The organism is Maritalea sp., assembly GCF_051251695.1.
GTDB lineage: Bacteria > Pseudomonadota > Alphaproteobacteria > Rhizobiales > Devosiaceae > Maritalea.
In genome coordinates, this window is record NZ_JBPOEU010000004.1 from 49,443 (window position 1) to 67,943 (window position 18,501).

At 49.4% G+C, this 18,501-nt stretch carries 20 protein-coding genes and 1 other RNA gene; 8 read left to right on the plus strand and 13 right to left on the minus strand.

The genetic code is table 11. The features are described from left to right. Positions 1–28: 28 nt before the first annotated feature. The gene (locus tag ACSHWX_RS02920; RefSeq protein WP_435666687.1) at positions 29–898 is read right to left on the minus strand and encodes an LOG family protein; all 870 of its coding nucleotides are present in this window, start codon (positions 896–898) and stop codon (positions 29–31) included. A 194-nt stretch (positions 899–1,092) separates the two neighbouring features. Between ACSHWX_RS02920 and dapD the strand changes: the two genes are divergently transcribed. From dapD to ACSHWX_RS02935, 3 genes are read left to right on the plus strand one after another with little or no spacing between them, the layout of a single operon-like run. Next, positions 1,093–1,938: a 2,3,4,5-tetrahydropyridine-2,6-dicarboxylate N-succinyltransferase gene (dapD, locus tag ACSHWX_RS02925; RefSeq protein ID WP_435666688.1), complete on the plus strand. Its 846-nt coding sequence runs from the start codon at positions 1,093–1,095 to the stop codon at positions 1,936–1,938. 3 nt (positions 1,939–1,941) lie between these two features. Continuing rightward, entirely contained in the window at positions 1,942–3,099 is a 1,158-nt protein-coding gene (dapE, locus tag ACSHWX_RS02930) for a succinyl-diaminopimelate desuccinylase (protein WP_435666689.1), read from the plus strand. A gap of 4 nt (positions 3,100–3,103) precedes the next feature. Beyond that, entirely contained in the window at positions 3,104–3,676 is a 573-nt protein-coding gene (locus ACSHWX_RS02935; protein ID WP_435666690.1) for a hypothetical protein, read from the plus strand. Positions 3,677–3,712: 36 nt separating this feature from the next. On the opposite strand, the gene truA is transcribed toward ACSHWX_RS02935, so the two are convergent. From truA to def, 3 genes are read right to left on the minus strand one after another with little or no spacing between them, the layout of a single operon-like run. After that, positions 3,713–4,453, minus strand: a complete 741-nt coding sequence (truA, locus tag ACSHWX_RS02940) for a tRNA pseudouridine(38-40) synthase TruA (RefSeq protein ID WP_435666691.1) — start codon at positions 4,451–4,453, stop codon at positions 3,713–3,715. After that, a complete protein-coding gene (gene fmt / locus ACSHWX_RS02945) occupies positions 4,453–5,379 on the minus strand; it encodes a methionyl-tRNA formyltransferase (RefSeq protein ID WP_435666692.1) in 927 nt (308 codons plus the stop codon). The genes truA and fmt overlap by 1 nt, the downstream gene beginning before the upstream one ends. Before the next feature lie 3 nt (positions 5,380–5,382). Then, positions 5,383–5,898, minus strand: a complete 516-nt coding sequence (gene def, locus ACSHWX_RS02950) for a peptide deformylase (protein WP_435666693.1) — start codon at positions 5,896–5,898, stop codon at positions 5,383–5,385. Between the two features lie 177 nt (positions 5,899–6,075). Between def and ACSHWX_RS02955 the strand changes: the two genes are divergently transcribed. Together ACSHWX_RS02955 and ACSHWX_RS02960 are read left to right on the plus strand one after the other, a co-directional pair. Continuing rightward, positions 6,076–7,275 carry a DNA recombination protein RmuC gene (locus ACSHWX_RS02955; RefSeq protein WP_435666694.1) on the plus strand — a complete coding sequence of 400 codons (1,200 nt, stop codon included), beginning with the start codon at positions 6,076–6,078 and terminating at the stop codon, positions 7,273–7,275. Between the two features lie 74 nt (positions 7,276–7,349). Next, positions 7,350–7,958: a LysE family translocator gene (locus tag ACSHWX_RS02960; protein WP_435666695.1), complete on the plus strand. Its 609-nt coding sequence runs from the start codon at positions 7,350–7,352 to the stop codon at positions 7,956–7,958. Between the two features lie 13 nt (positions 7,959–7,971). On the opposite strand, the gene ACSHWX_RS02965 is transcribed toward ACSHWX_RS02960, so the two are convergent. The 6 genes from ACSHWX_RS02965 to ACSHWX_RS02990 form a co-directional block, all read right to left on the minus strand. After that, a complete protein-coding gene (locus ACSHWX_RS02965) occupies positions 7,972–8,367 on the minus strand; it encodes a nuclear transport factor 2 family protein (RefSeq protein ID WP_435666696.1) in 396 nt (131 codons plus the stop codon). A gap of 20 nt (positions 8,368–8,387) precedes the next feature. Then, positions 8,388–8,996 carry a recombination mediator RecR gene (gene recR, locus ACSHWX_RS02970; protein WP_435666697.1) on the minus strand — a complete coding sequence of 203 codons (609 nt, stop codon included), beginning with the start codon at positions 8,994–8,996 and terminating at the stop codon, positions 8,388–8,390. 19 nt (positions 8,997–9,015) lie between these two features. Beyond that, positions 9,016–9,339: a YbaB/EbfC family nucleoid-associated protein gene (locus ACSHWX_RS02975; protein ID WP_435666698.1), complete on the minus strand. Its 324-nt coding sequence runs from the start codon at positions 9,337–9,339 to the stop codon at positions 9,016–9,018. Then, on the minus strand, positions 9,336–11,123 hold the full coding sequence (locus tag ACSHWX_RS02980) for a DNA polymerase III subunit gamma/tau (protein WP_435666699.1): 1,788 nt from the start codon (positions 11,121–11,123) through the stop codon (positions 9,336–9,338). The genes ACSHWX_RS02975 and ACSHWX_RS02980 overlap by 4 nt, the downstream gene beginning before the upstream one ends. A 47-nt stretch (positions 11,124–11,170) precedes the next feature. After that, positions 11,171–11,268, minus strand: an RNA gene (ffs, locus tag ACSHWX_RS02985) — signal recognition particle sRNA small type. Between the two features lie 95 nt (positions 11,269–11,363). Then, positions 11,364–12,188: a prephenate dehydratase gene (locus tag ACSHWX_RS02990; RefSeq protein WP_435666700.1), complete on the minus strand. Its 825-nt coding sequence runs from the start codon at positions 12,186–12,188 to the stop codon at positions 11,364–11,366. Between the two features lie 313 nt (positions 12,189–12,501). On the opposite strand from ACSHWX_RS02990, the gene ACSHWX_RS02995 reads away from it, so the two are divergent. Next, on the plus strand, positions 12,502–13,053 hold the full coding sequence (locus tag ACSHWX_RS02995) for a c-type cytochrome (protein ID WP_435666701.1): 552 nt from the start codon (positions 12,502–12,504) through the stop codon (positions 13,051–13,053). Between the two features lie 87 nt (positions 13,054–13,140). Continuing rightward, positions 13,141–14,085, plus strand: a complete 945-nt coding sequence (locus tag ACSHWX_RS03000) for a 2-hydroxyacid dehydrogenase (RefSeq protein WP_435666702.1) — start codon at positions 13,141–13,143, stop codon at positions 14,083–14,085. Positions 14,086–14,109: 24 nt separating this feature from the next. Here the strand turns inward: ACSHWX_RS03000 and ACSHWX_RS03005 are convergent, their stop codons facing one another. Continuing rightward, positions 14,110–15,453, minus strand: a complete 1,344-nt coding sequence (locus tag ACSHWX_RS03005; protein ID WP_435666703.1) for a leucyl aminopeptidase family protein — start codon at positions 15,451–15,453, stop codon at positions 14,110–14,112. Between the two features lie 167 nt (positions 15,454–15,620). Here ACSHWX_RS03005 and ACSHWX_RS03010 point away from each other — a divergent pair, with 167 nt between their 5' ends. Beyond that, complete coding sequence (locus tag ACSHWX_RS03010) at positions 15,621–16,400, plus strand: tetratricopeptide repeat protein (protein ID WP_435666704.1); 780 nt, start codon at positions 15,621–15,623, stop codon at positions 16,398–16,400. Between the two features lie 126 nt (positions 16,401–16,526). Here the strand turns inward: ACSHWX_RS03010 and ACSHWX_RS03015 are convergent, their stop codons facing one another. Both ACSHWX_RS03015 and ACSHWX_RS03020 read right to left on the minus strand, forming a co-directional pair. Next, positions 16,527–17,492, minus strand: coding sequence for a type II secretion system F family protein (locus tag ACSHWX_RS03015; RefSeq protein ID WP_435666705.1), 966 nt, complete (start codon positions 17,490–17,492; stop codon positions 16,527–16,529). 26 nt (positions 17,493–17,518) lie between these two features. Further along, the gene (locus ACSHWX_RS03020) at positions 17,519–18,499 is read right to left on the minus strand and encodes a type II secretion system F family protein (protein WP_435666706.1); all 981 of its coding nucleotides are present in this window, start codon (positions 18,497–18,499) and stop codon (positions 17,519–17,521) included. Between the last annotated feature and the right edge of the window lie 2 nt (positions 18,500–18,501).

An 18,501-nucleotide genomic window follows, 5' to 3' on the forward strand; every position in this document is an offset into this window, starting at 1 on the left:
TCCGTGCATATTCAAAGCCAATTAAAAGCTACTCAATGACAGCGTCACAACCTTCATCGGTAATTGCAGGCAAGTTGTATGCGTCACGCACAATGCACCAAGCTTCCTCTGCGGTATCAACCATGTTGAACAAGTTCAAATCATCGGGTGAAATGGTGCCTTCTTCGGCCAAAGCTTCAAGATTGATCACCCGGTTCCAGAAGTGTTTGCCGAACAGCAAAACCGGCACCCGCTCCATCCTGCCCGTCTGAATAAGCGTGAGCGTTTCAAAAAACTCGTCCATGGTGCCAAAGCCACCCGGAAAAACCGCAATAACTTTCGCGCGTAGCAAAAAGTGAATTTTGCGGGTCGCAAAGTAGTGAAAATTGAAACATAGGTCGGGTGTAACATAAGTATTTGGTGCTTGCTCATGCGGCAATACGATGTTCAATCCGATAGAAGGCGCACCCACTTCAGTTGCGCCCTTATTGCCCGCTTCCATGACGCCTGGTCCACCGCCCGTTACGACAACATATTCTTTATGATCAAGCGTTTCTGAGGTGAGCGATGCCAAACGGGCAAATTTACGCGCTTCGTTGTAATATTTGGAGTTCTTTTCCAAATTGGCTTTTTGCACCTCGTTTTTCGCCGCCCAAGCATCTGCACCCGGGGCTGGCAACCTTGCGCCACCAAATAGCACCACGGTTGAGTTAATGCCCCGCTCCTGCAGCCATAATTCTGGCTTTAAAATCTCAAGCTGCAAGCGAATGGCACGCGTGTCTTCTGACGTCATGAATTCTTCGTCTGAGAACGCCAATTTATAGGCAGCTGATTCTGTTTGAAGCGTTTTGGGAACACGCCTCGTAACGTTGATATCTTCTTGCGAAGTACGTAACGCGGTGTGGCGGCGTTTTGACATAAAATTCTCCAAATGTTGTTTGTAACTATTATTCGCACAATCCAGTTAACGATAGGTGGTTGCAAGCGGATCGCGCAATCGTCATTTTTCCGCGAGGGAAAGGATTGCTTTCGCAGTTGGATGAGTTGACACCAATTGTGACAACGCTAATGTCGCTCACAAATCCTTGAATGTTTAGCTAGAGAGCCCAAATTATGTCTTTTGCCGACTTGGCCCAAACAATTGATGCCGCTTTTGATGACCGCGATAATGTCAACCTTTCCACCACGGGCGCAATTCGTGAAGCTGTAAAGGATGCGCTAGCGTTGATGGATGACGGCAAATTACGCGTCGCTGAAAAAAACGATGCAGGCGAATGGACGGTAAACCAATGGGCGAAGAAGGCAGTTTTGCTATCGTTCCGGCTAAACGATATGGAAGCCATTCCCGGCGGCCCTGGTGGCTCGCACTGGTGGGACAAGGTGCCTTCAAAATTTGCTGGCTGGAGTGACAATCGTTTCCGCGCCGCAGGCTTTCGCGCAGTGCCGGGCGCCATTGTCCGCCACTCTGCCCATATTGCGCCAGGTGCTGTTTTAATGCCGTCATTTGTTAATCTGGGTGCCTTTGTTGGCGAAGGTACGATGGTCGACACTTGGGTGACCGTTGGGTCGTGTGCTCAAATTGGTAAGAATGTGCATCTTTCTGGCGGCGTGGGCATTGGCGGCGTTTTGGAGCCGTTGCAAGCTGGGCCGGTTATCATCGAAGATGATTGCTTTATCGGCGCACGTTCAGAAGTTGTTGAAGGCGTTCGTGTCGGCAAAGGCTCTGTGATTTCCATGGGCGTATTCATTGGCCAATCCACAAAGATTGTGAACCGACACACTGGCGAAATTCATATGGGTGAAGTTCCGCCTTATTCAGTAGTTGTTTCAGGTTCCATGCCCGGCAAGCCATTTCCAGATGGCACTCCTGGCCCAAGCCTATATTGCGCGGTGATCGTTAAACAGGTTGACGAAAAAACGCGCTCGAAAACCTCGATCAATGAATTGTTGCGAGACTAGTTGATGTCCGACGCGCTTGACCTGCTTTCTGACCTTATTAAATGCCGTTCAGTAACGCCCGAAAATGGTGGTGCATTGGATGTGCTTGAAGCATTTTTGAACCCATTGGGCTTTACGTGTACGCGCACGCCATTTGAAGGCGACGGCAGTTATCCCGTGGACAATCTGTTTGCAACGCGCGGATCGGGAACCCCGCATATGCTGTTCGCTGGCCACACAGATGTTGTACCGGTTGGCGACGCAGACGCCTGGACACATGATCCGTTTTCAGCTGACGTGGTTGATGGCGTGATGTGGGGCCGTGGTGCGGTGGACATGAAAAGTGGCGTCGCTGCTTTTTGCTCTGCCCTACCCCCTTTCATTAAAAGCGGTGAAGCAGACAAATGCACCATCTCTTTGCTGATCACTGGCGACGAAGAAGCAGACGCCGTAAATGGCACAGTGAAAGTGCTCAAATGGGCGGAAGAACACGGACATGTATTCGACTTCGGGTTGGTCGGTGAACCGTCCAGCGCTCAAACATTTGGCGACACGGTAAAAATCGGACGACGCGGCTCCATGAGTTTCACCATCAGTGTGACGGGGGAGCAGGGCCATGTTGCCTATCCCGATAAAGCCCGCAACCCAATGCCAGTTCTTGCAGGTATTGCACATCAGCTTTCAAGCGCAAAGCTGGATGATGGCAATGAGAATTTCCAGCCAACCAATTTAGAGATTACATCGATTGATGTTGGCAATAATGCAACAAATATCATCCCGGCCAAAGGTGCCGTTAAAGGCAATGTTCGGTTCAATGATATTTGGGATGCGCAAAAACTTGAATATTGGATTTCGACACAAATTTTGAAAGTTCCGGCCCAAGGTTGTGATATTGAGTTGAACTTCAAAGAACCGGTGTCACGCTCATTTGTTTCGCATGGTTCAAAACATGTCGATATGTTAGTGGATAGTGTCGCAACTGTTTCAGGACAAACCCCGGAACGTTCCACCGGCGGCGGCACATCGGACGCTCGTTTCATCGCTGATTATTGCCCGGTTGCCGAATTTGGTCTTGTGGGAAAAACCATGCACCAAGTTGACGAACGCGTGCCCACACAAATGGTACTTGAACTTGAGAAGGTTTACGCCCATTTCTTGAATAGCTTTGCAAACCAAGGATAATTTTATGAACCCGCCGAGTTTGATCGACGAATTGGTGGCGGCCGCCCGTGGATGCTTCGGCATTCTTTTGGGACGCGAACAAGAAATCAAGTATCTTGATGGAAGTTGGCCCGCACTGATCAGTTCTGCCATCGCTGCGCTATTGGCAATCGGCGTTCAAGCTATGCTGAAATTGCCGCTGCCCGAAGGTGTTGTTGCGCCTATCCCTGTGATGGTTTTGCTGCATTTGGTGGCTGTTAATGTTGCTGGTTTTTATGGTGTTTATCTGTTTTTACGCGCCAAAGGGCGGGGCATCGATATGTTTCGATATATCGCCGCGCACAACTGGTCCAACTTGTTCTTTTTGAGCGCTACCCTAATTTTGGTATTTGCCTTGCCCGGTTTAATGGGCAGCTTGGCGATAACAATTGCAACGGCGGTTTTCTATGTCCGAGCGGCCACGCACCTGCTGAACGTTCGCGGCGCGGACCTGGTATTGATGATCGGCGCACAACTATTGGCGATGTTGGCCTGTGTTATTTTGCTGATGATTATTGGTGGGTTTATTCCGGGACTTGGCTTTTATATACCCGGTTAGTCCCCGTAGCGCTGAGATGCTGGTTTGACGCAAGATCTAAGGATAATCCACGTGGGTCAGATATAGGCCGTGGGCCGGTGCTACCGGTCCGCAAGCTTTTCGGTCTTTGGCTTCCAGCGCAATTTTGACATCTTCAGGTTGCCAACGTCCTTCACCCACTGCTTTGAGAGACCCAACCATTGATCGCACTTGATTGTGCAAAAATGCCCTAGACGAAACGTTGATAAAAATCGTTTCACCATCCCGGCTCACATCAAACCGATCAATCGAGCGGATCGGTGATTTTGCTTGGCAAAACTTGGATCGAAATGTTGAAAAATCATGTTCGCCCAAGAAGTACTTGGCAGCCTCAGCCATTTTGACGTGATCTAGTTCGATAGGAACATGCCAGACGCGCTTCGCATCCAGTACTGGCCGCGAACGACGACAGAAAATCTGATATTCGTAATGCCGCGCTGTGGCAGAAAACCGAGCTTCAAAGCTTTCATCGACTTTTTCAACACTGATAATAACAATGGTGTTCGGCTTAAGATGAAAGTTGATTGCTTGCATGACCTTGAATGGATCATGATCCACATCTGTATCGAAATGAATGACCTGACCTAGCGCATGCACACCGGCATCTGTTCTGCCAGCCGCCTGTGTGCGTGTTTTTACGCCACAAAATTTTTCGATTGCGCGTTCAATTTTGTTTTGAACCGCTTTGCCATTTGGCTGCACCTGCCAACCCGCATAAATCGTGCCATCATATTCAACAAGCGCTTTGTAACGAGGCATTAAGTCAACACATATGATTTGAGCGAACCCGTTCCACGAATGAACGTTTCAGCATCCATCATGCTTTTGCCCTCACGTTGAACGTGGGTGATCGCGATTGCGCCTTGCCCGGTTGCGACCGTTAATTCGTCATCAATTATCGTACCTGCAGCACCTTGCCCGTCTACGAGTGCCGACTTAATCACTTTGACCCGGGTTGGTTTGCCATTCAGTTCGATCTGAAACCACGCGCCGGGAAATGGCGATAGACCACGCACTTTGTTATGGATATCAATCGCGCTTGCTGACCAGTCGATCCGCGCTTCTGCTTTGTCGATTTTTTTGGCGTAAGTGACGCCTTCTTTGGCCTGCGGCACAAAGTGTAGGCTATCCCGCTCCAGCGCTGGCAGTGCCCGCCCCATCAGATCCGCACCACGGATCATCATTTCATCGTGTAACTCACCAGCGGTCATATTTTCCGAAATTGGAATTTCATCAATTAGGCCAACATCGCCAGTATCTAGCCCCTCGTCCATCTGCATGACCATTAGGCCGCTTTGCGTATCGCCAGCCATTATCGCCCGTTGGATTGGCGCTGCACCGCGCCAGCGCGGTAGCAATGACCCGTGCAAATTCAAACAGCCTTTTTTCGGCGCATCCAAAATGCGTTTGGGCAACAGCAATCCGTAGGCCACAACGACGGCGACATCTGCGTCCAGCGCCTCAAAGGCTTCTATGTCAGCTTCGTCTTTGAAGTTTAACGGGGTACGCACCTCAAGACCAAAACCTTCAGCCAAATCATGGACCGGAGATTTACGCTCTTTCTTTCCGCGCCCGGCTGGGCGCGGCGGCTGACTGTACACGGCAACCACATCATGCCCACGTCCGATAATTTCGCTCAATGTCGGCACCGCAATTTCTGGGGTGCCCATGAAAATGATCCGCATGGATTATTCTGCCGCTCGTTTGGCCAGTTTCTGGAATTTCTTTTTCACCCGATCTCGTTTTAAGCGAGATATATAATCGATGAACAATTTGCCGTCCAAATGATCAACTTCATGTTGTACAACAGTGGCTAACAAACCATCACATTCAAGTTCTTGGCGTTCGCTGTTCTCATCCAAAAATGTCACATTACACCTTTCCGGGCGTTCTACATCTTCGTAATATTCGGGAATGGACAAGCAACCTTCCTGATGCACACGCAATTCTTTTGAAAACCACGTAATTTCAGGGTTGATCATCGCCAACGGCTGAGGGTCTTCTTCTTCCCCTGCGGGGTCCATCACGATTACCCGACGCATGACCCCAATTTGGGGTGCAGCAAGCCCAACGCCAGGCGCATCATACATGGTGTCAAACATGTCTTTGACCAGCGTTTTAATCTCGTCATCAATTGTTGCGACGGGTGCAGCCACTTCACGCAAGCAAGGGGTGGGGATATGAAGAATGCGCCGGATAGCCATGGGGTCTTTTACCTTTTATTCCAATTCAGTCGTGTCGATAGGATGAAAGGGCTTTACTGGTCAAGGAAAGCTTTCGCCCGTTCCAGTGAAGCTCACCCTTAATATGGGGATTTTTGCCATCAATTTCTAGATCAAAATTGCACAACCTCGAGCACCGAATCACGATAAAACATCGATATGGAAAGCATCTTATTCTCAGCATTTGGTCGCAATTTTAGTGGCTTTGAAACCGTCCTCATCATTTTGGGGCTTTTATTGTTTGTTTCTGTCGTCGCCATTTTTACCTCGATGGCCGCAAATCGCAAACGACGCGAAGACGCGATTGCGTTGGTGGAACGCAATTCGGAAATGGAACGCCATATGGCGGACTTGATGCGCGTTCAGTCTGAAATGACCGGGCGCATGCACACCATGTCGGAAATATTCGGCTCGCGCACGTCGGACCTTGCGCGGCTGTTAACCGAACGGATTGAAGGGGCGAGCCATCGCACCAATCAGTCGGTCAACGAAACCCGGGTTAAAACCGAAGAGAGCCTTTCCAAACTCAACGAACGTTTGGCTGTGATTGATCGGGCGCAATCTACCATTGCGGACCTTTCCACAGAAGTTGTATCCCTGCGCGATATTTTGGCGAACAAGCAAAGCCGTGGGGCGTTTGGCCAAGGACGCATGGAAGCCATTGTTGCCGACGGGCTGCCTAACGCCAGCTTTAATTTTCAAGCTACCCTTTCCAACAATAATCGACCCGACTGTTTGGTTACATTGCCCAATGATGCGCCTAATTTAGTAATTGACGCCAAGTTTCCGCTAGAGGCTTGGCAACGGCTGCATGAAGCGGAAAATACGGATCAAACCAAGCAGGCCCTGGCTTCGTTTCGCAACGATATGAATGTTCACGTTAAGGCCATTTCAGAGAAATATCTGATCCCGGGTGAAACCCATGACACGGCCTTTATGTTTGTGCCGTCCGAGGCGATTTTTGCCGACATTCACGAGAAGTTTGAAGATATCGTGCAAAAGGCTCTGCGCCAACGCGTGGTCATCGTTTCACCCTCATTGCTGATGTTGTCCATCCAAGTGGTGCAAGCGTTGCTGCGTGACGTTAAAATGCGGGAGCAGGCGCATATTATTCAAAAGGAAGTCGCGAACCTTTTAAGCGATGTCGGTCGACTTTCAGACCGAGTGGTAAAGCTCCAAACCCATTTCAGCCAAGCCAACAAAGACGTCGAGCAAATTCTCATTTCCACCGGCAAAGTGACCAAGCGCGGTGAGCGCATTGAGCAACTAGAATTTGAAGACAAGTCAGAAGAAGATACAGATGGACCACAATTGGGCGAACCTGAAAGGGATGAGCCACTATTGCCGATTTCCAGATAATCGCTGGTCAAAATCGGGTCGCCTAGCTGATGATCCACCGATAGCATGTGAGCTAATTTAGTAAGGCTGCTTAGATGTCATATGTTTTACCTCTAGTCCTGTTTCTCATTCCACTTGCCTTTTCCCCGGGGCCGGGGAATTTGTTCTTCGCTGCGCTCTCCGCACGGTTTGGCGCAGCGGCCAGCATTCCCGCACTTGCGGGATATCATGTGGGCACAATGGTCATCACGTTTTTGGTGGGATTGGGATTTGAAATCGGCACGTCCAACAATGCGGGTTTCACTAAATTCCTCGCCTCAGTTGGTGCCATTTACGTCCTGTATTTGGCTTTCAAACTCGCCACATCAAAAATCTCGGATGCGCCGGACGTGCAGAATGTGCCAAGTTTTATGGATGGTTTTTTGTTGTTGGCGTTCAACCCGAAAGCCTATGTGATCATTGCCCTACTGTTCACACAATTTCCAACGGCAAAACTACTGCCTGAAAATCCAATGTTGGCGAACTTGATGATTTCGAGCTTCTTCACCGTTCACAACCTCTTTGCCTTCATCGTTTGGATTTTGGTCAGCGACAGGTTGGCAAAAGGGTTCCGCTCACGGCAAAACTTTCAACGGATGAACTGGTTGTTTGGCGGCATGCTTGGAGTTGTTGCAGTTTGGCTTTTCGTGACGAATTGGATTTAGGGTTTGTCCCAATTCAAAATGCCTCAAAACAATCGTAATTGCGCTGGCGAAAAATTAAGCCATCTTTAAACTCAAAAATGCAGGCAATGTGAGCAACCATATCGTCGCCAACGCCCAGCGAACCCAAAGGAATAGCCATTGTTCCTGTCCAGGTTAGCTCGGCAACAACATTTTTATCGGTTGCAATAATATTATTGATAGTGAAATTTTGCGCGCTCAAAATCTGCGCGCCGCGTTCTGCCCCTTCAAGAATTTTTGACAAATCCCGATCAACTCGTTCTGGTGTGATCTTATTGGGGTATTCGGTTTGTTGAACATCCGGGTGAAAGAACTTGGCCAATTCATCACCTGTTTTTAGCTGATTAAGTGTATCGAGATATGAACTAACCAAGTCTGTGTTGTGCGCCATTTTCCCTCCAACATATTCGCTTAGAAATCTGTTCTAGCGCTGAGCGCTTGAGTGAGTGTGCCTTCGTCCAAGTAGTCAAGCTCACCGCCCACTGGCACGCCGTGGGCGAGACGTGTGATTTTGATGTCAAAGCCTTCTAGACGGTCGGTCACATAGTGGGCGGTGGTTTGGCCATCGACCGTGGCGTTTACCGCGAGGACCACTTCTCGCACATCGCCTTTACCCACCCGGTCGACAAGTGGGGCAATATTCAAGTCTTCTGGGCCAACGCCATCAAGGGGCGAAAGCGTTCCCCCAAGCACGTGATAAAGCGATTTGACGGTGCCAGCGCGCTCCAACGCCCAAAGATCAGCGACATCTTCAACGACGATCAGCATGCCTGTCGCCAAGCGACGGGGGTCGGTGCAAATATTGCAGGGAGATTTTGTATCAACGTTACCGCATTGCGCGCAGGTCACAACGGTGTCGACTGCGCGATCAAGCGCGGAGGCGAGCGGCACCATCAGCGTGTCTTTTTTCTTGATTAAGTGCAGCACAGCACGGCGCGCAGAACGTGGCCCCAACCCTGGCAATCTTGCCAAAAGCTGAATGAGTTGCTCAATTTCGGGGCCGCCGTTTTGGTTGTTCATTTAAAAATCGCACCCGTTCTTAGAACGGCAATTTCATGCCTGGAGGAATTGGCAGGCCGGCCGTCATTTCTTGCATTTTTGACTGGCTGATTTCTTCAGCTTTTTTGCGCGCATCCGCGTGGGCGGCAATCAGCAAATCTTCCAAAATCTCGGCTTCTTCAACCTTGAGCAAAGATGGATCGATTTTTACACCGCGCATATCGCCTTTGCCGGTCAATGTCACCACAACCATGCCAGCACCAGCGGAACCTTGCACTTCTGTGGCTTCTAACTCAGCCTGCATCTCGCCCATCTTGGCTTGCATTTCCTGAGCTTTTTTCATCATGCCCATCATGTCTTTCATAGATCTGTTCCTTCATCTTCTAGACTGTTTTCCAACCATTGCTCGGCTGGAGGCTCATTGTCTGTAAGTGATTTTTCGTTGACCAACCGTGCGCCTGGAAATGCTTCCAATATTGCTTTGACCGAAGGATCCTGCATCGCCTTTTCGCGTTGATCTTCTGCCTCGCGGTCTTTTTGCTGGCGGATTGTATTCGTCGCTGGCTGTTTTGAAATGGTGACCATCCAAGGCTGGTTGGTCCATTCCTTCAGTTTTTGCGACAAATGCTGAGCAACACTCGCATCGGCATCCGGCGTCAATGCAATTTCAATACGTCCGTCGGCGATTGAGACTGGGCTAACATGGGCTTCCAAGGCGTGCTTTAGAATGAGCTCGCGTCGCTCACCGCTCAATGCAACAATTGCTTCAAAGCTATCCAGCTTCATGGTCGGCTCAGGCGAGTTGGACGACATCGGCGCGTGATTAACACTGACCGCTTGCAGTTGTCCGCCACCGGCAGCCTTCATGGCTCCGCCGCCACCACCGCCAGTGGGACGGGTTGGTGGAGCACTGTTTTGTGTTGGCACTGGCGTTGTACTTGCGCCCGCAGGAAGATTTTCCAGTTTTTTGATCAACTCATCAGGTGATGGCAAGTCCGCAGCATAGGCCAGACGGATCAATACCATCTCGGCGGCCTGTATCGCGTCATGGGCATTGTTGATTTCCCCAATGCCTTTATTCAAAATTTGCCATGTGCGCGACAGAACGCGGATATTGAGTTTGCCTGCCATTTCTTTGCCACGGACCTTTTCGTCCGGGGTTAAAACCGGATCTTTGTCGGCTCCGGGCACAACTTTTAGGCGCGTCACGAGATGGGTAGTGGCGGCAAGGTCCGTAATGATTGTTGCTGCATCTGCCCCTGCATCATATTGGTGGCGCAACTGCTCTAAGGCTCCGGCTGCATCGCCCTTCATCAAGGTCTCAAACAAATCAAGGGTCAATGCCCGATCTGCAAGCCCGAGCATCTGGCGAACGGTTTCGGCTTTTATATCGCCACCAGAGTGGGCAATCGCTTGGTCGAGCAAAGACAAATTATCCCGCACAGACCCCTCACCCGCACGGATGACAAGTTGCAAGGCATCAGGCTCGAAGGTGATGCCCTCTTTTTCCAATATGCCGCCAAGATATTCAGCCAAGGTTTCTGGGCCGACACGTCTTAAATCAAAACGCTGACAACGGGAAAGGATAGTGATCGGCACTTTGCGAATTTCGGTGGTCGCAAAAATGAACTTCACATACGGGGGCGGCTCTTCAAGCGTTTTCAGTAGGCCGTTGAAAGCAGCTTTGGAAAGCATGTGAACTTCATCGATGATGAATACTTTATAGGGTGCTGAAACAGGTCCGTAGCGTACGCTCTCAATAATTTCGCGAATATCATCAATGCCGGTGTGCGATGCGGCATCCATTTCGATGATATCCACATGGCGGCTTTCAATGATCGCGCGACAATGCTTGCCTTCAACGTCTAAGTCTAGGGAAGGATGTGCGCCGCTATCATCTTCAAAATTTAGCGCGCGCGCCAAAATGCGCGCCGTGGTGGTTTTACCAACACCGCGTACGCCCGTAAGCATGAAGGCGTGGGCAATGCGATTTGAAGAAAATGCATTTTTGAGCGTTTGCACCATGGCCTCTTGGCCAATGAATGTGGAAAAACTCTCTGGGCGGTATTTGCGGGCAAGTACCAAATAAGATTCTTGTTTATCCGCCAATTTTTGATCCGCCATTTGAGTGAGAAATACGAGCGCCATTTGACACCGATTCTAAGGCGATGTCCTAATGTTTTGCGCAAAGCAAATGGTAGGAGGCTGGCAACGACCCGTTCCAAACTCGTTAGGGCTGCTTCCTTCCGGACCTGACCCAGTTGGCGAGCGGTTCGTCCGCACCAACCTCCCAACGCGACTATATCGGTTATCTTCACCTAGATTGCAAGAGCTGGATTGCGTTTTGGTATTTACAACCCGTGAGCCCTGCACATTGCCCTCATCATCTTAGCTTTTCTTGGAAGGGTAAACGCCCAATATATTGATGTAGTCGGTGAAAAACTCCAACTCTTCCATGGCAAATCGAACGCTTAGATCGTCGGGGTGGCCTTCAATATCTGCGTAAAACTGAGTTGCCGTGAAGTTTCCATCAACCATGTAGCTTTCAAGCTTGGTCATGTTGACGCCGTTAGTGGCAAAGCCGCCCATCGCTTTATAGAGCGCGGCAGGCACGTTGCGCACACGGAAAACAAAGGTTGTTTTTATGTCGGGTGTGTTTGCTTCAACATCCGCCATCTCACGCGACATAACCAAAAAGCGAGTGGTATTATGATCTTCGTCCTCAATGTCTTCTGCCAACAGATCAAGACCGTAGATTTCACCAGCAAGTTTTGATGCGATAGCGGCGCGGCGTTTATCGTTGTGTTCTGCAACTTCGCGGGCGGACCCAGCGGTGTCCACAGCATTGATGGCGTTTAAATTGTGATCACGAATAAATTTTCGGCATTGTCCAAGAGCGACCGACAAGCTCTGCACCTCTTCAACCTCATCCAATGCAGTGCCCTTGATACCAAGCAAGCACATATTCACCCGATGATAGTGCTCACCAATGATCTTGAGGCCGCTTTCGGGCAAAATATGGTGGATATCTGTGATGCGGCCATACAGCGAGTTTTCAACTGGCACCATGGCATAATCTGCGTCACCATTTTGCACAGCAGCAATTGTGTTTTCAAAGGTCACGCATGGCAAAGCTTCGTCGTTCGGAAAAACGGCATTGACCGCCGCGTGCCCGAATGCACCTTTTTCGCCTTGGAATGCCACTTTTAACATGATGTAAACCTTGATCTATTTATGAATTTCGTTGCGCAATATCAACAAGCGTTGGTTAAGAGTCAATGCGCTAAGCTCAATCATAGATAGCACGTTCATCATATGTTGCGACGTTCATAAATGGTTGCCATTATGCGGAAATGTCGCAGATTGCATGTAGGGAGTTGCGCGGTGCGGCCCTACTATATAAGGTCCGCGCGCGAATAGATGGTTTCGCAAATCACTTGCGGGAATCAGTTTGGTTTGGATAGTGGTATTCAAGCGATGCAAATTTGCCGTCGGAATTGGGGCGATGGCGTGGAGAAGGCATAAAATGAATTCGATTGACCTGCAGAAAATTTTCGGTGCAATTCTGGGCACTTTTTTGTTCATCATGGGCGTTGGTTTCTTGGCAGAAGCTGCTTATCACACAGAAGCAGGCGCTGGCGGTGGTTATACACTGGAAGCAGCTAGCGAGGGGCAAGTCGACAGCGGCGAAGAAATACAAGTTGAAGCAGTTTCATTGGCTGTATTGCTTGCAAGCGCTGACGTTGAAAAAGGCGGTAAAGTATTTAAGAAATGCTCAGCTTGTCATACATCTGAAGCTGGCGGCGCGAACAAAGTTGGCCCTGCACTTTATGATGTGATCGGGCGTTCGGTTGCTGGTGTCGATGGATTTGGATATTCCGACGTACTTGTCGGCTATAAAGCCGAAGGCCGCACTTGGACTTACGAAGACCTTGATGCATTCCTAACCAAACCAAAAGACTACGCACCTGGCACAAAGATGAGCTTTGCGGGTTTGAAAAAAGAAACTGATCGCGCAGACTTGCTCGCATACTTGCAAACATTGTCTGCATCTCCTGTTGCATTGCCAACAGAGTAAGCGAACGATTTCCGCATTATGCGGTTAGACGATTGAAAAAGGCCGTGCCATAAACTGGTGCGGCCTTTATTTTTTTGGAGTATTTTGATGACCCTTTTGATGCATTTGACTGATGTAAGCGAACAAGAGTGGGCCAGCGCCTTTCAGGCTGCACTGCCCAACCATAAAATTGTGACCCGCGCAGATGATTTTGACCCGAAAGAGATTAAGTACATCTATGTTTGGAAACCTGAAAACGATGCATTTGATGGGCTTGAAAACCTTGAAGTGATCTTTTCACTGGGTGCTGGCGTTGATGGTATTGTCAAACACCCCAGGCTTCCTAAAGGCGTGCCGATCGTTCGGTTTGTTGATGACGAACTCACCCAATGTATGACCGACTATGTTGTGACCAATGTAGGTATGCATCACCGTCAAATGACCCGCTATATGCGAGAGCAAAAGAGCAAAACATGGGATCAATATTATCCTGAACGCGCATCAACCATCAATGTGGGCATTATGGGACTTGGCCAATTGGGCAACGACGCTGCACAGAAATTGAGCCATTTGGGATATAATGTCGCTGGTTGGTCGCGTAGTCCAAAAAACATTGAGACTATCGAAGAGTTTTCCGGCGCTGATCAATTTGATGCTTTTCTCAACCGCACAGATATCTTGGTGTGCTTGTTGCCGTTTACGCCACAAACCCAAGACATTTTATGCATGGAGAATTTCAAGAAATTACGACGCGGCCATTTGCCGGGTGGACCCGCAATCGTTAACGCGGCGCGCGGCGGCCACCAGAATGAAGAAGATATCGCAGTGGCTCTTCAAGACGGCACGCTAGGTGCTGCCAGCCTTGACGTGTTCAAAACTGAGCCCTTGCCTCAAGCCAGTGCATTGTGGGTGTTGGACAATTGTTACATCACCCCTCACATCGCTGCCATTTCCGGCCTAGATGCGGGCATTAAGTTGGTCACGTCGCAAATCGCTCGGTACGAAGAAACTGGTGAACTCAAACATATTGTAGATGTGTCGCGCGGCTATTAAGCCGCGCAACAATTTGCCTAATCTTTAGGTTTTAGGGTAACGCTTTTTAAGCGCCAAGTAGGCTGCGCGTTGTCCCTGTTCCGTGCCACCCAATGGACGGCCGGGACGTGGTTTGTCTGCCCAAGCCATCATATCGATATGGCTCCAGCTTTTGGCATTTTTAACAAACCTTCTCAAAAACAAAGCCGCTGTGATGGCACCAGCGTACCCGCCAAAAGACATGTGGTTCACATCAGCTATGGGTGAGGCCAACATCTCATCGTAATTGTCCCACAATGGCATTTGCCACATTGGGTCGGACGAAGGAACACCTTGTGCCATCAGTTCATTTGCAAATTCATCATCTGTCGAAAACAAAGCCGCTAATTCTGTACCAACAGCAACCCGCGCCGCGCCGGTCAGCGTTGCCATATCAATAATGATTTCAGGGCTTTCTTCATCCGCTAAGCTAAGAGCATCTGCCAGAACCAAGCGCCCTTCGGCATCTGTATTGCCAATTTCAACGCTCATGCCATTACGTGACGGCAAGATGTCACCCGGGCGGAAAGCGGAGCCTGAAATAGCGTTTTCAACTACGGGAATAAGCACACGCAAGCGCACCGGAAGTTTTGCGCTCATGATGGAATGGGCCAAACCCAAAATATTGGCAGAGCCGCCCATATCCTTTTTCATCAAAAGCATGTTGGAGGCTGGCTTGATGTCCAAACCACCGCTGTCAAAAATCACGCCTTTGCCCACTAAAGTGACCTTTGGCGCATCTTCATGCCCCCAGGTAAAATCAAGCAAACGTGGCGCTTGTGCCGATGCGCGACCAACGGCGTGGATCATCGGAAAGTTTTGATCCAGCAAATCTTCGCCAACAATTGAGCGCACTTCTGCGCCGTGTTTTTTGGCGAACTCACGGATATATTTCTCGTAATTATCCGGTCCAAGGTCATTGGGGGGGCGATTGATTAAATCCCGCGCAATTTCTGCCGCTTCTGCCATGATCGAAACTTCAGCGCCATTAGCGCCAGATAGCTTGCCGAGTGAGACAGAATTGTCGCTTTTTTTGAACTGGTTAAATTGATAGGCGCCAAGCCGAAATCCAAGTGCCGCGATTTCTGGGTTTTCAAATTCGCCGTGCAGATCAAATTCGCCATTTTGAAGCTTACTGGCAGCAAGTCCGGTAACCATGGGATGCGATTTGCCTTTTTCGCCCATACCAAACACATATTGATCAATATTGCCGTTTGCCGAAGGCACCGCGAGCAAGCTACCCGCTTTACCTTCGAAATCGTTCGCCTTGAGCCAAGCCATTTGCGTATCGTTTAATGCTGCAAGTTGGCTCTGATCACCTTGCCACACACATGTGATGGATTTGGTCATAATTTCCCGTCTTATCTATGATGTTACTTACAGGGTTAGCGCTGAATTCAACGATTTGCAAATGGTTCAACCAAAGTCTCTTTAACGCCCTGTTAGGGTTAATGATTTATTGAATTTAGGAGCCTTTTTGTTGTGGCTTGTGTTTAGTTGGAGAAAAGTTCACGCAAATGCTTCGCTCATCTCACCTTAAAAAATTACGGATATTGGCCCTTGCTGGTGTTGCGGCAGTTGCCTTAAACGCATGTGCTGCCAGCCGCGGTGGTGGAAACACAATTCGCACACCCGATTTTTCTGGGATGACGCAGGCGCAAAAACTTGGCGCCGTTCAGGATTTGGGTCAAAAATACCAAAAAAACCCACGCGATACGCGCATCACTGTTTATTATGCAGCCGCTTTGCGTTCCGCAGGACAGGCCGGGCAAGCGGTATCTGTGCTTGAAAAAGCAAGACTGAACAATCCAAAGGACAGGGATATTGCCTTAGCTTATGCAAAGGCATTGGCGTCAAACGGGCAGTTCGGGCAAGCGCTCAACATTATTGACGCAACAATTCAAGTCGAGTCGCCGCACTGGAATGTACTGAGTGTTAAAGGCGCTATTCTTGATCAGATGGGCAAGAATGCGCAAGCCCGCTCACTTTACGGTCAAGCCTTGGTCGTAGCGCCCAATGAAGCATCGCTTTACGCCAATATGGGCCTATCCTATGCGATGACTGGCGATTTGGACAAAGCAGAGCGCAATCTTAAAAGAGCCACCACCCTGCCCGGCGCGACCGGTAAGGTCAGGCAAAATCTAGCGCTTGTTATTGGTCTTCAAGGTCGGTTTGACGAGGCGCGTGGCATTTACGCCCAAGAGCTTGAACCTGCGGCTGTAGAAAGCAATATGGCCTATATCCGCGCACTTCTGACCCAACAGAACAAGTGGGACCTTATCAAGGGCAAAAAATAGCCCCTCATTGGTCAAGATTTTAATCCATTCCAATTGATTTCAAGAAATTCCGGCGCTTATTGGTGCCAACTTTATGGCGAGCACAAACACTTTGTGTGTGCCATCCAACGGGCTGAGATTTTTTGGTTAGTTGAATGCGGACATAAGTGCTGGCGTCATGACCATGATAAACAAGACCGGCAGGAAGAAGAGAATAAGTGGAACGGTCAATTTGGGCGGCAACGCTGCGGCTTTTGCCTCAGCCGCCATCATGCGCATTTCTCGGCCCTCTTCGGCCATTACCCGCAACGAACTGCCCACAGACGTACCATATTTGTCTGACTGAATAAGCGCCGTCATAACGGATTTCACTTCGTCCAGTCCCGTGCGATCTGACATGTTTTCGTAAGCCCGTGAGCGACGATCCAAGAACGACAGTTCAGCGGTGGTCAAAGTCAGTTCCTCGCCCAGTTCCGGACTTTGGACCGCGATTTCCTTGGCAACTCTGTTAAAGGCGTGCTCAATCGACATGCCGCTTTCCACGCACAAAAGCAGCAAGTCCAAACAATCAGACCAAGAGCTGCGGATGGATTGTTGGCGTTTGGTGGTTTGGTTTTTAAGCATTACCACAGGCAAGTAAGACGAAACAATACCCACACCGATCGCGTAGGTAATTGACAAATAAAGCGGGCCGCCCTTGTTGAACGCGAACATGAAGTAAAAAAGGGCTAAAACAGTAGTTCCAAGCGGGACGACAAACCGCAGGAAGACAAATGTTGTTACGGCAGTTGGGCCCCGATATCCAGCGCGTGCGAGCTTTTTTGTGGTCTGCTCGTCCGCAAATGCTTTTTTGAGATCAAACCGATCCACGATTTTGTTGACGGTTTCGGATGACTCTTTTTTCTTACGGGCGTTTTTATCTTCGCCACGCAGCCTAGAAATTTCATCTACCCTTAGCCGTTCGCGTTCAATCGCGACTTTTTTGATGCGATGTTTCACATCTTTCTTGTCGCTAAACTGCATACCGAACGTAAAAACAATCGCCGCAGCAGATATAGCAGCAAGCACTGCGACGAGAAAGTCTGGGTTGGTAACTGTGCCGACAATATTCATCTAAAAGTTCGCTTCAAAGGTTGGTTTTAATAGTCAAACTGAATCATTTTGCTCATTACGAACACGCCAAATGCCATCATGAACGCCGCGATTCCTAACATCAAATTACCAGTGGGGGTTGTGAACATCGGCACCATATAAGTCGGCGTCACCAACGAAACCATGATCGTCACAACAAATGGAAGCGCGCCAATAATTCCTGCAGATGCTTTCGCTTCTGAGGATACAGCCTTCACTTTCGCTTTCATTTTTTTACGGTTGCGCAAAACAACCGCAAGGTTACCCAACGCTTCAGATAGGTTGCCGCCCGACTGCTGCTGCACGGTAATCACGACGACGAAGAAGTTTACTTCGGCGATTGGCAAACGTTCAAACAAAATGGGTACTGCTTCAGCCATATTCTTGCCGACAGCCTGCTGCTCAACAAGGCGCGTGAATTCTGTCTTCACCGGCTCTTTGGCTTCGCTGGCAACCACGCGCATGGATTCATTCAATGGCATACCAGATTGGATACCCCGAACAATGGCTTCAACCGCGTTAGGAAACTCATCCAAAAACTTGGCCTGATACTTTCTGGTACGGCGACCCACATACCACATTGGAACGACGTATGTGCCAGCGGCACCAAAAACCAGGGCAAACAAAAGGGGTACACCAGTTGCCCATGCGACGATAAAAACAAGACTGCCAAAAATAACAGCGTTGCGCCAAAACGCGCCCACCGAAACCCGCATGCCCGCATGAGCTAGCTTTTTCTTAAGCGAGACTCGTTTGTTTTTTTTATTTGTATCACTTTGTTCATCCAAAATGTCTTGAAGGGACTTTCGCCGTTCAGACAGTTTCTTTTTTGGATCATCACGACGCTTTCGGCCCCCAGCACGTTCTCCGGCTGATAAGGCTTTAATGCGTTTGTCTGCGCGTCCACCGCCAGACATGCCGGGTGCAAATGCTAAGCCAACAGCACCAACGGCTAGAACGGACAGCAAAATAAGTACGAGTGGTGACATAA

Coding starts and splice junctions, on each gene's coding strand:
- ACSHWX_RS02980 (WP_435666699.1), bottom strand. CDS start 11,123: ATGGCGCTCGTATTTCTCACTCAAATGGCGGATCAAAAATTGGCGGAT.
- ACSHWX_RS03010 (WP_435666704.1), top strand. CDS start 15,621: ATGCTTCGCTCATCTCACCTTAAAAAATTACGGATATTGGCCCTTGCT.
- ACSHWX_RS02990 (WP_435666700.1), bottom strand. CDS start 12,188: ATGTTAAAAGTGGCATTCCAAGGCGAAAAAGGTGCATTCGGGCACGCG.
- def (WP_435666693.1), bottom strand. CDS start 5,898: ATGGCTATCCGGCGCATTCTTCATATCCCCACCCCTTGCTTGCGTGAA.
- ACSHWX_RS03020 (WP_435666706.1), bottom strand. CDS start 18,499: ATGTCACCACTCGTACTTATTTTGCTGTCCGTTCTAGCCGTTGGTGCT.
- ACSHWX_RS02955 (WP_435666694.1), top strand. CDS start 6,076: ATGGAAAGCATCTTATTCTCAGCATTTGGTCGCAATTTTAGTGGCTTT.
- recR (WP_435666697.1), bottom strand. CDS start 8,996: ATGAACAACCAAAACGGCGGCCCCGAAATTGAGCAACTCATTCAGCTT.
- ACSHWX_RS03005 (WP_435666703.1), bottom strand. CDS start 15,453: ATGACCAAATCCATCACATGTGTGTGGCAAGGTGATCAGAGCCAACTT.
- ACSHWX_RS02965 (WP_435666696.1), bottom strand. CDS start 8,367: ATGGCGCACAACACAGACTTGGTTAGTTCATATCTCGATACACTTAAT.
- truA (WP_435666691.1), bottom strand. CDS start 4,453: ATGCCTCGTTACAAAGCGCTTGTTGAATATGATGGCACGATTTATGCG.
- ACSHWX_RS02935 (WP_435666690.1), top strand. CDS start 3,104: ATGAACCCGCCGAGTTTGATCGACGAATTGGTGGCGGCCGCCCGTGGA.
- ACSHWX_RS02995 (WP_435666701.1), top strand. CDS start 12,502: ATGAATTCGATTGACCTGCAGAAAATTTTCGGTGCAATTCTGGGCACT.
- ACSHWX_RS02975 (WP_435666698.1), bottom strand. CDS start 9,339: ATGAAAGACATGATGGGCATGATGAAAAAAGCTCAGGAAATGCAAGCC.
- dapD (WP_435666688.1), top strand. CDS start 1,093: ATGTCTTTTGCCGACTTGGCCCAAACAATTGATGCCGCTTTTGATGAC.
- ACSHWX_RS03015 (WP_435666705.1), bottom strand. CDS start 17,492: ATGAATATTGTCGGCACAGTTACCAACCCAGACTTTCTCGTCGCAGTG.
- ACSHWX_RS03000 (WP_435666702.1), top strand. CDS start 13,141: ATGACCCTTTTGATGCATTTGACTGATGTAAGCGAACAAGAGTGGGCC.
- fmt (WP_435666692.1), bottom strand. CDS start 5,379: ATGCGGATCATTTTCATGGGCACCCCAGAAATTGCGGTGCCGACATTG.
- dapE (WP_435666689.1), top strand. CDS start 1,942: ATGTCCGACGCGCTTGACCTGCTTTCTGACCTTATTAAATGCCGTTCA.
- ACSHWX_RS02960 (WP_435666695.1), top strand. CDS start 7,350: ATGTCATATGTTTTACCTCTAGTCCTGTTTCTCATTCCACTTGCCTTT.
- ACSHWX_RS02920 (WP_435666687.1), bottom strand. CDS start 898: ATGTCAAAACGCCGCCACACCGCGTTACGTACTTCGCAAGAAGATATC.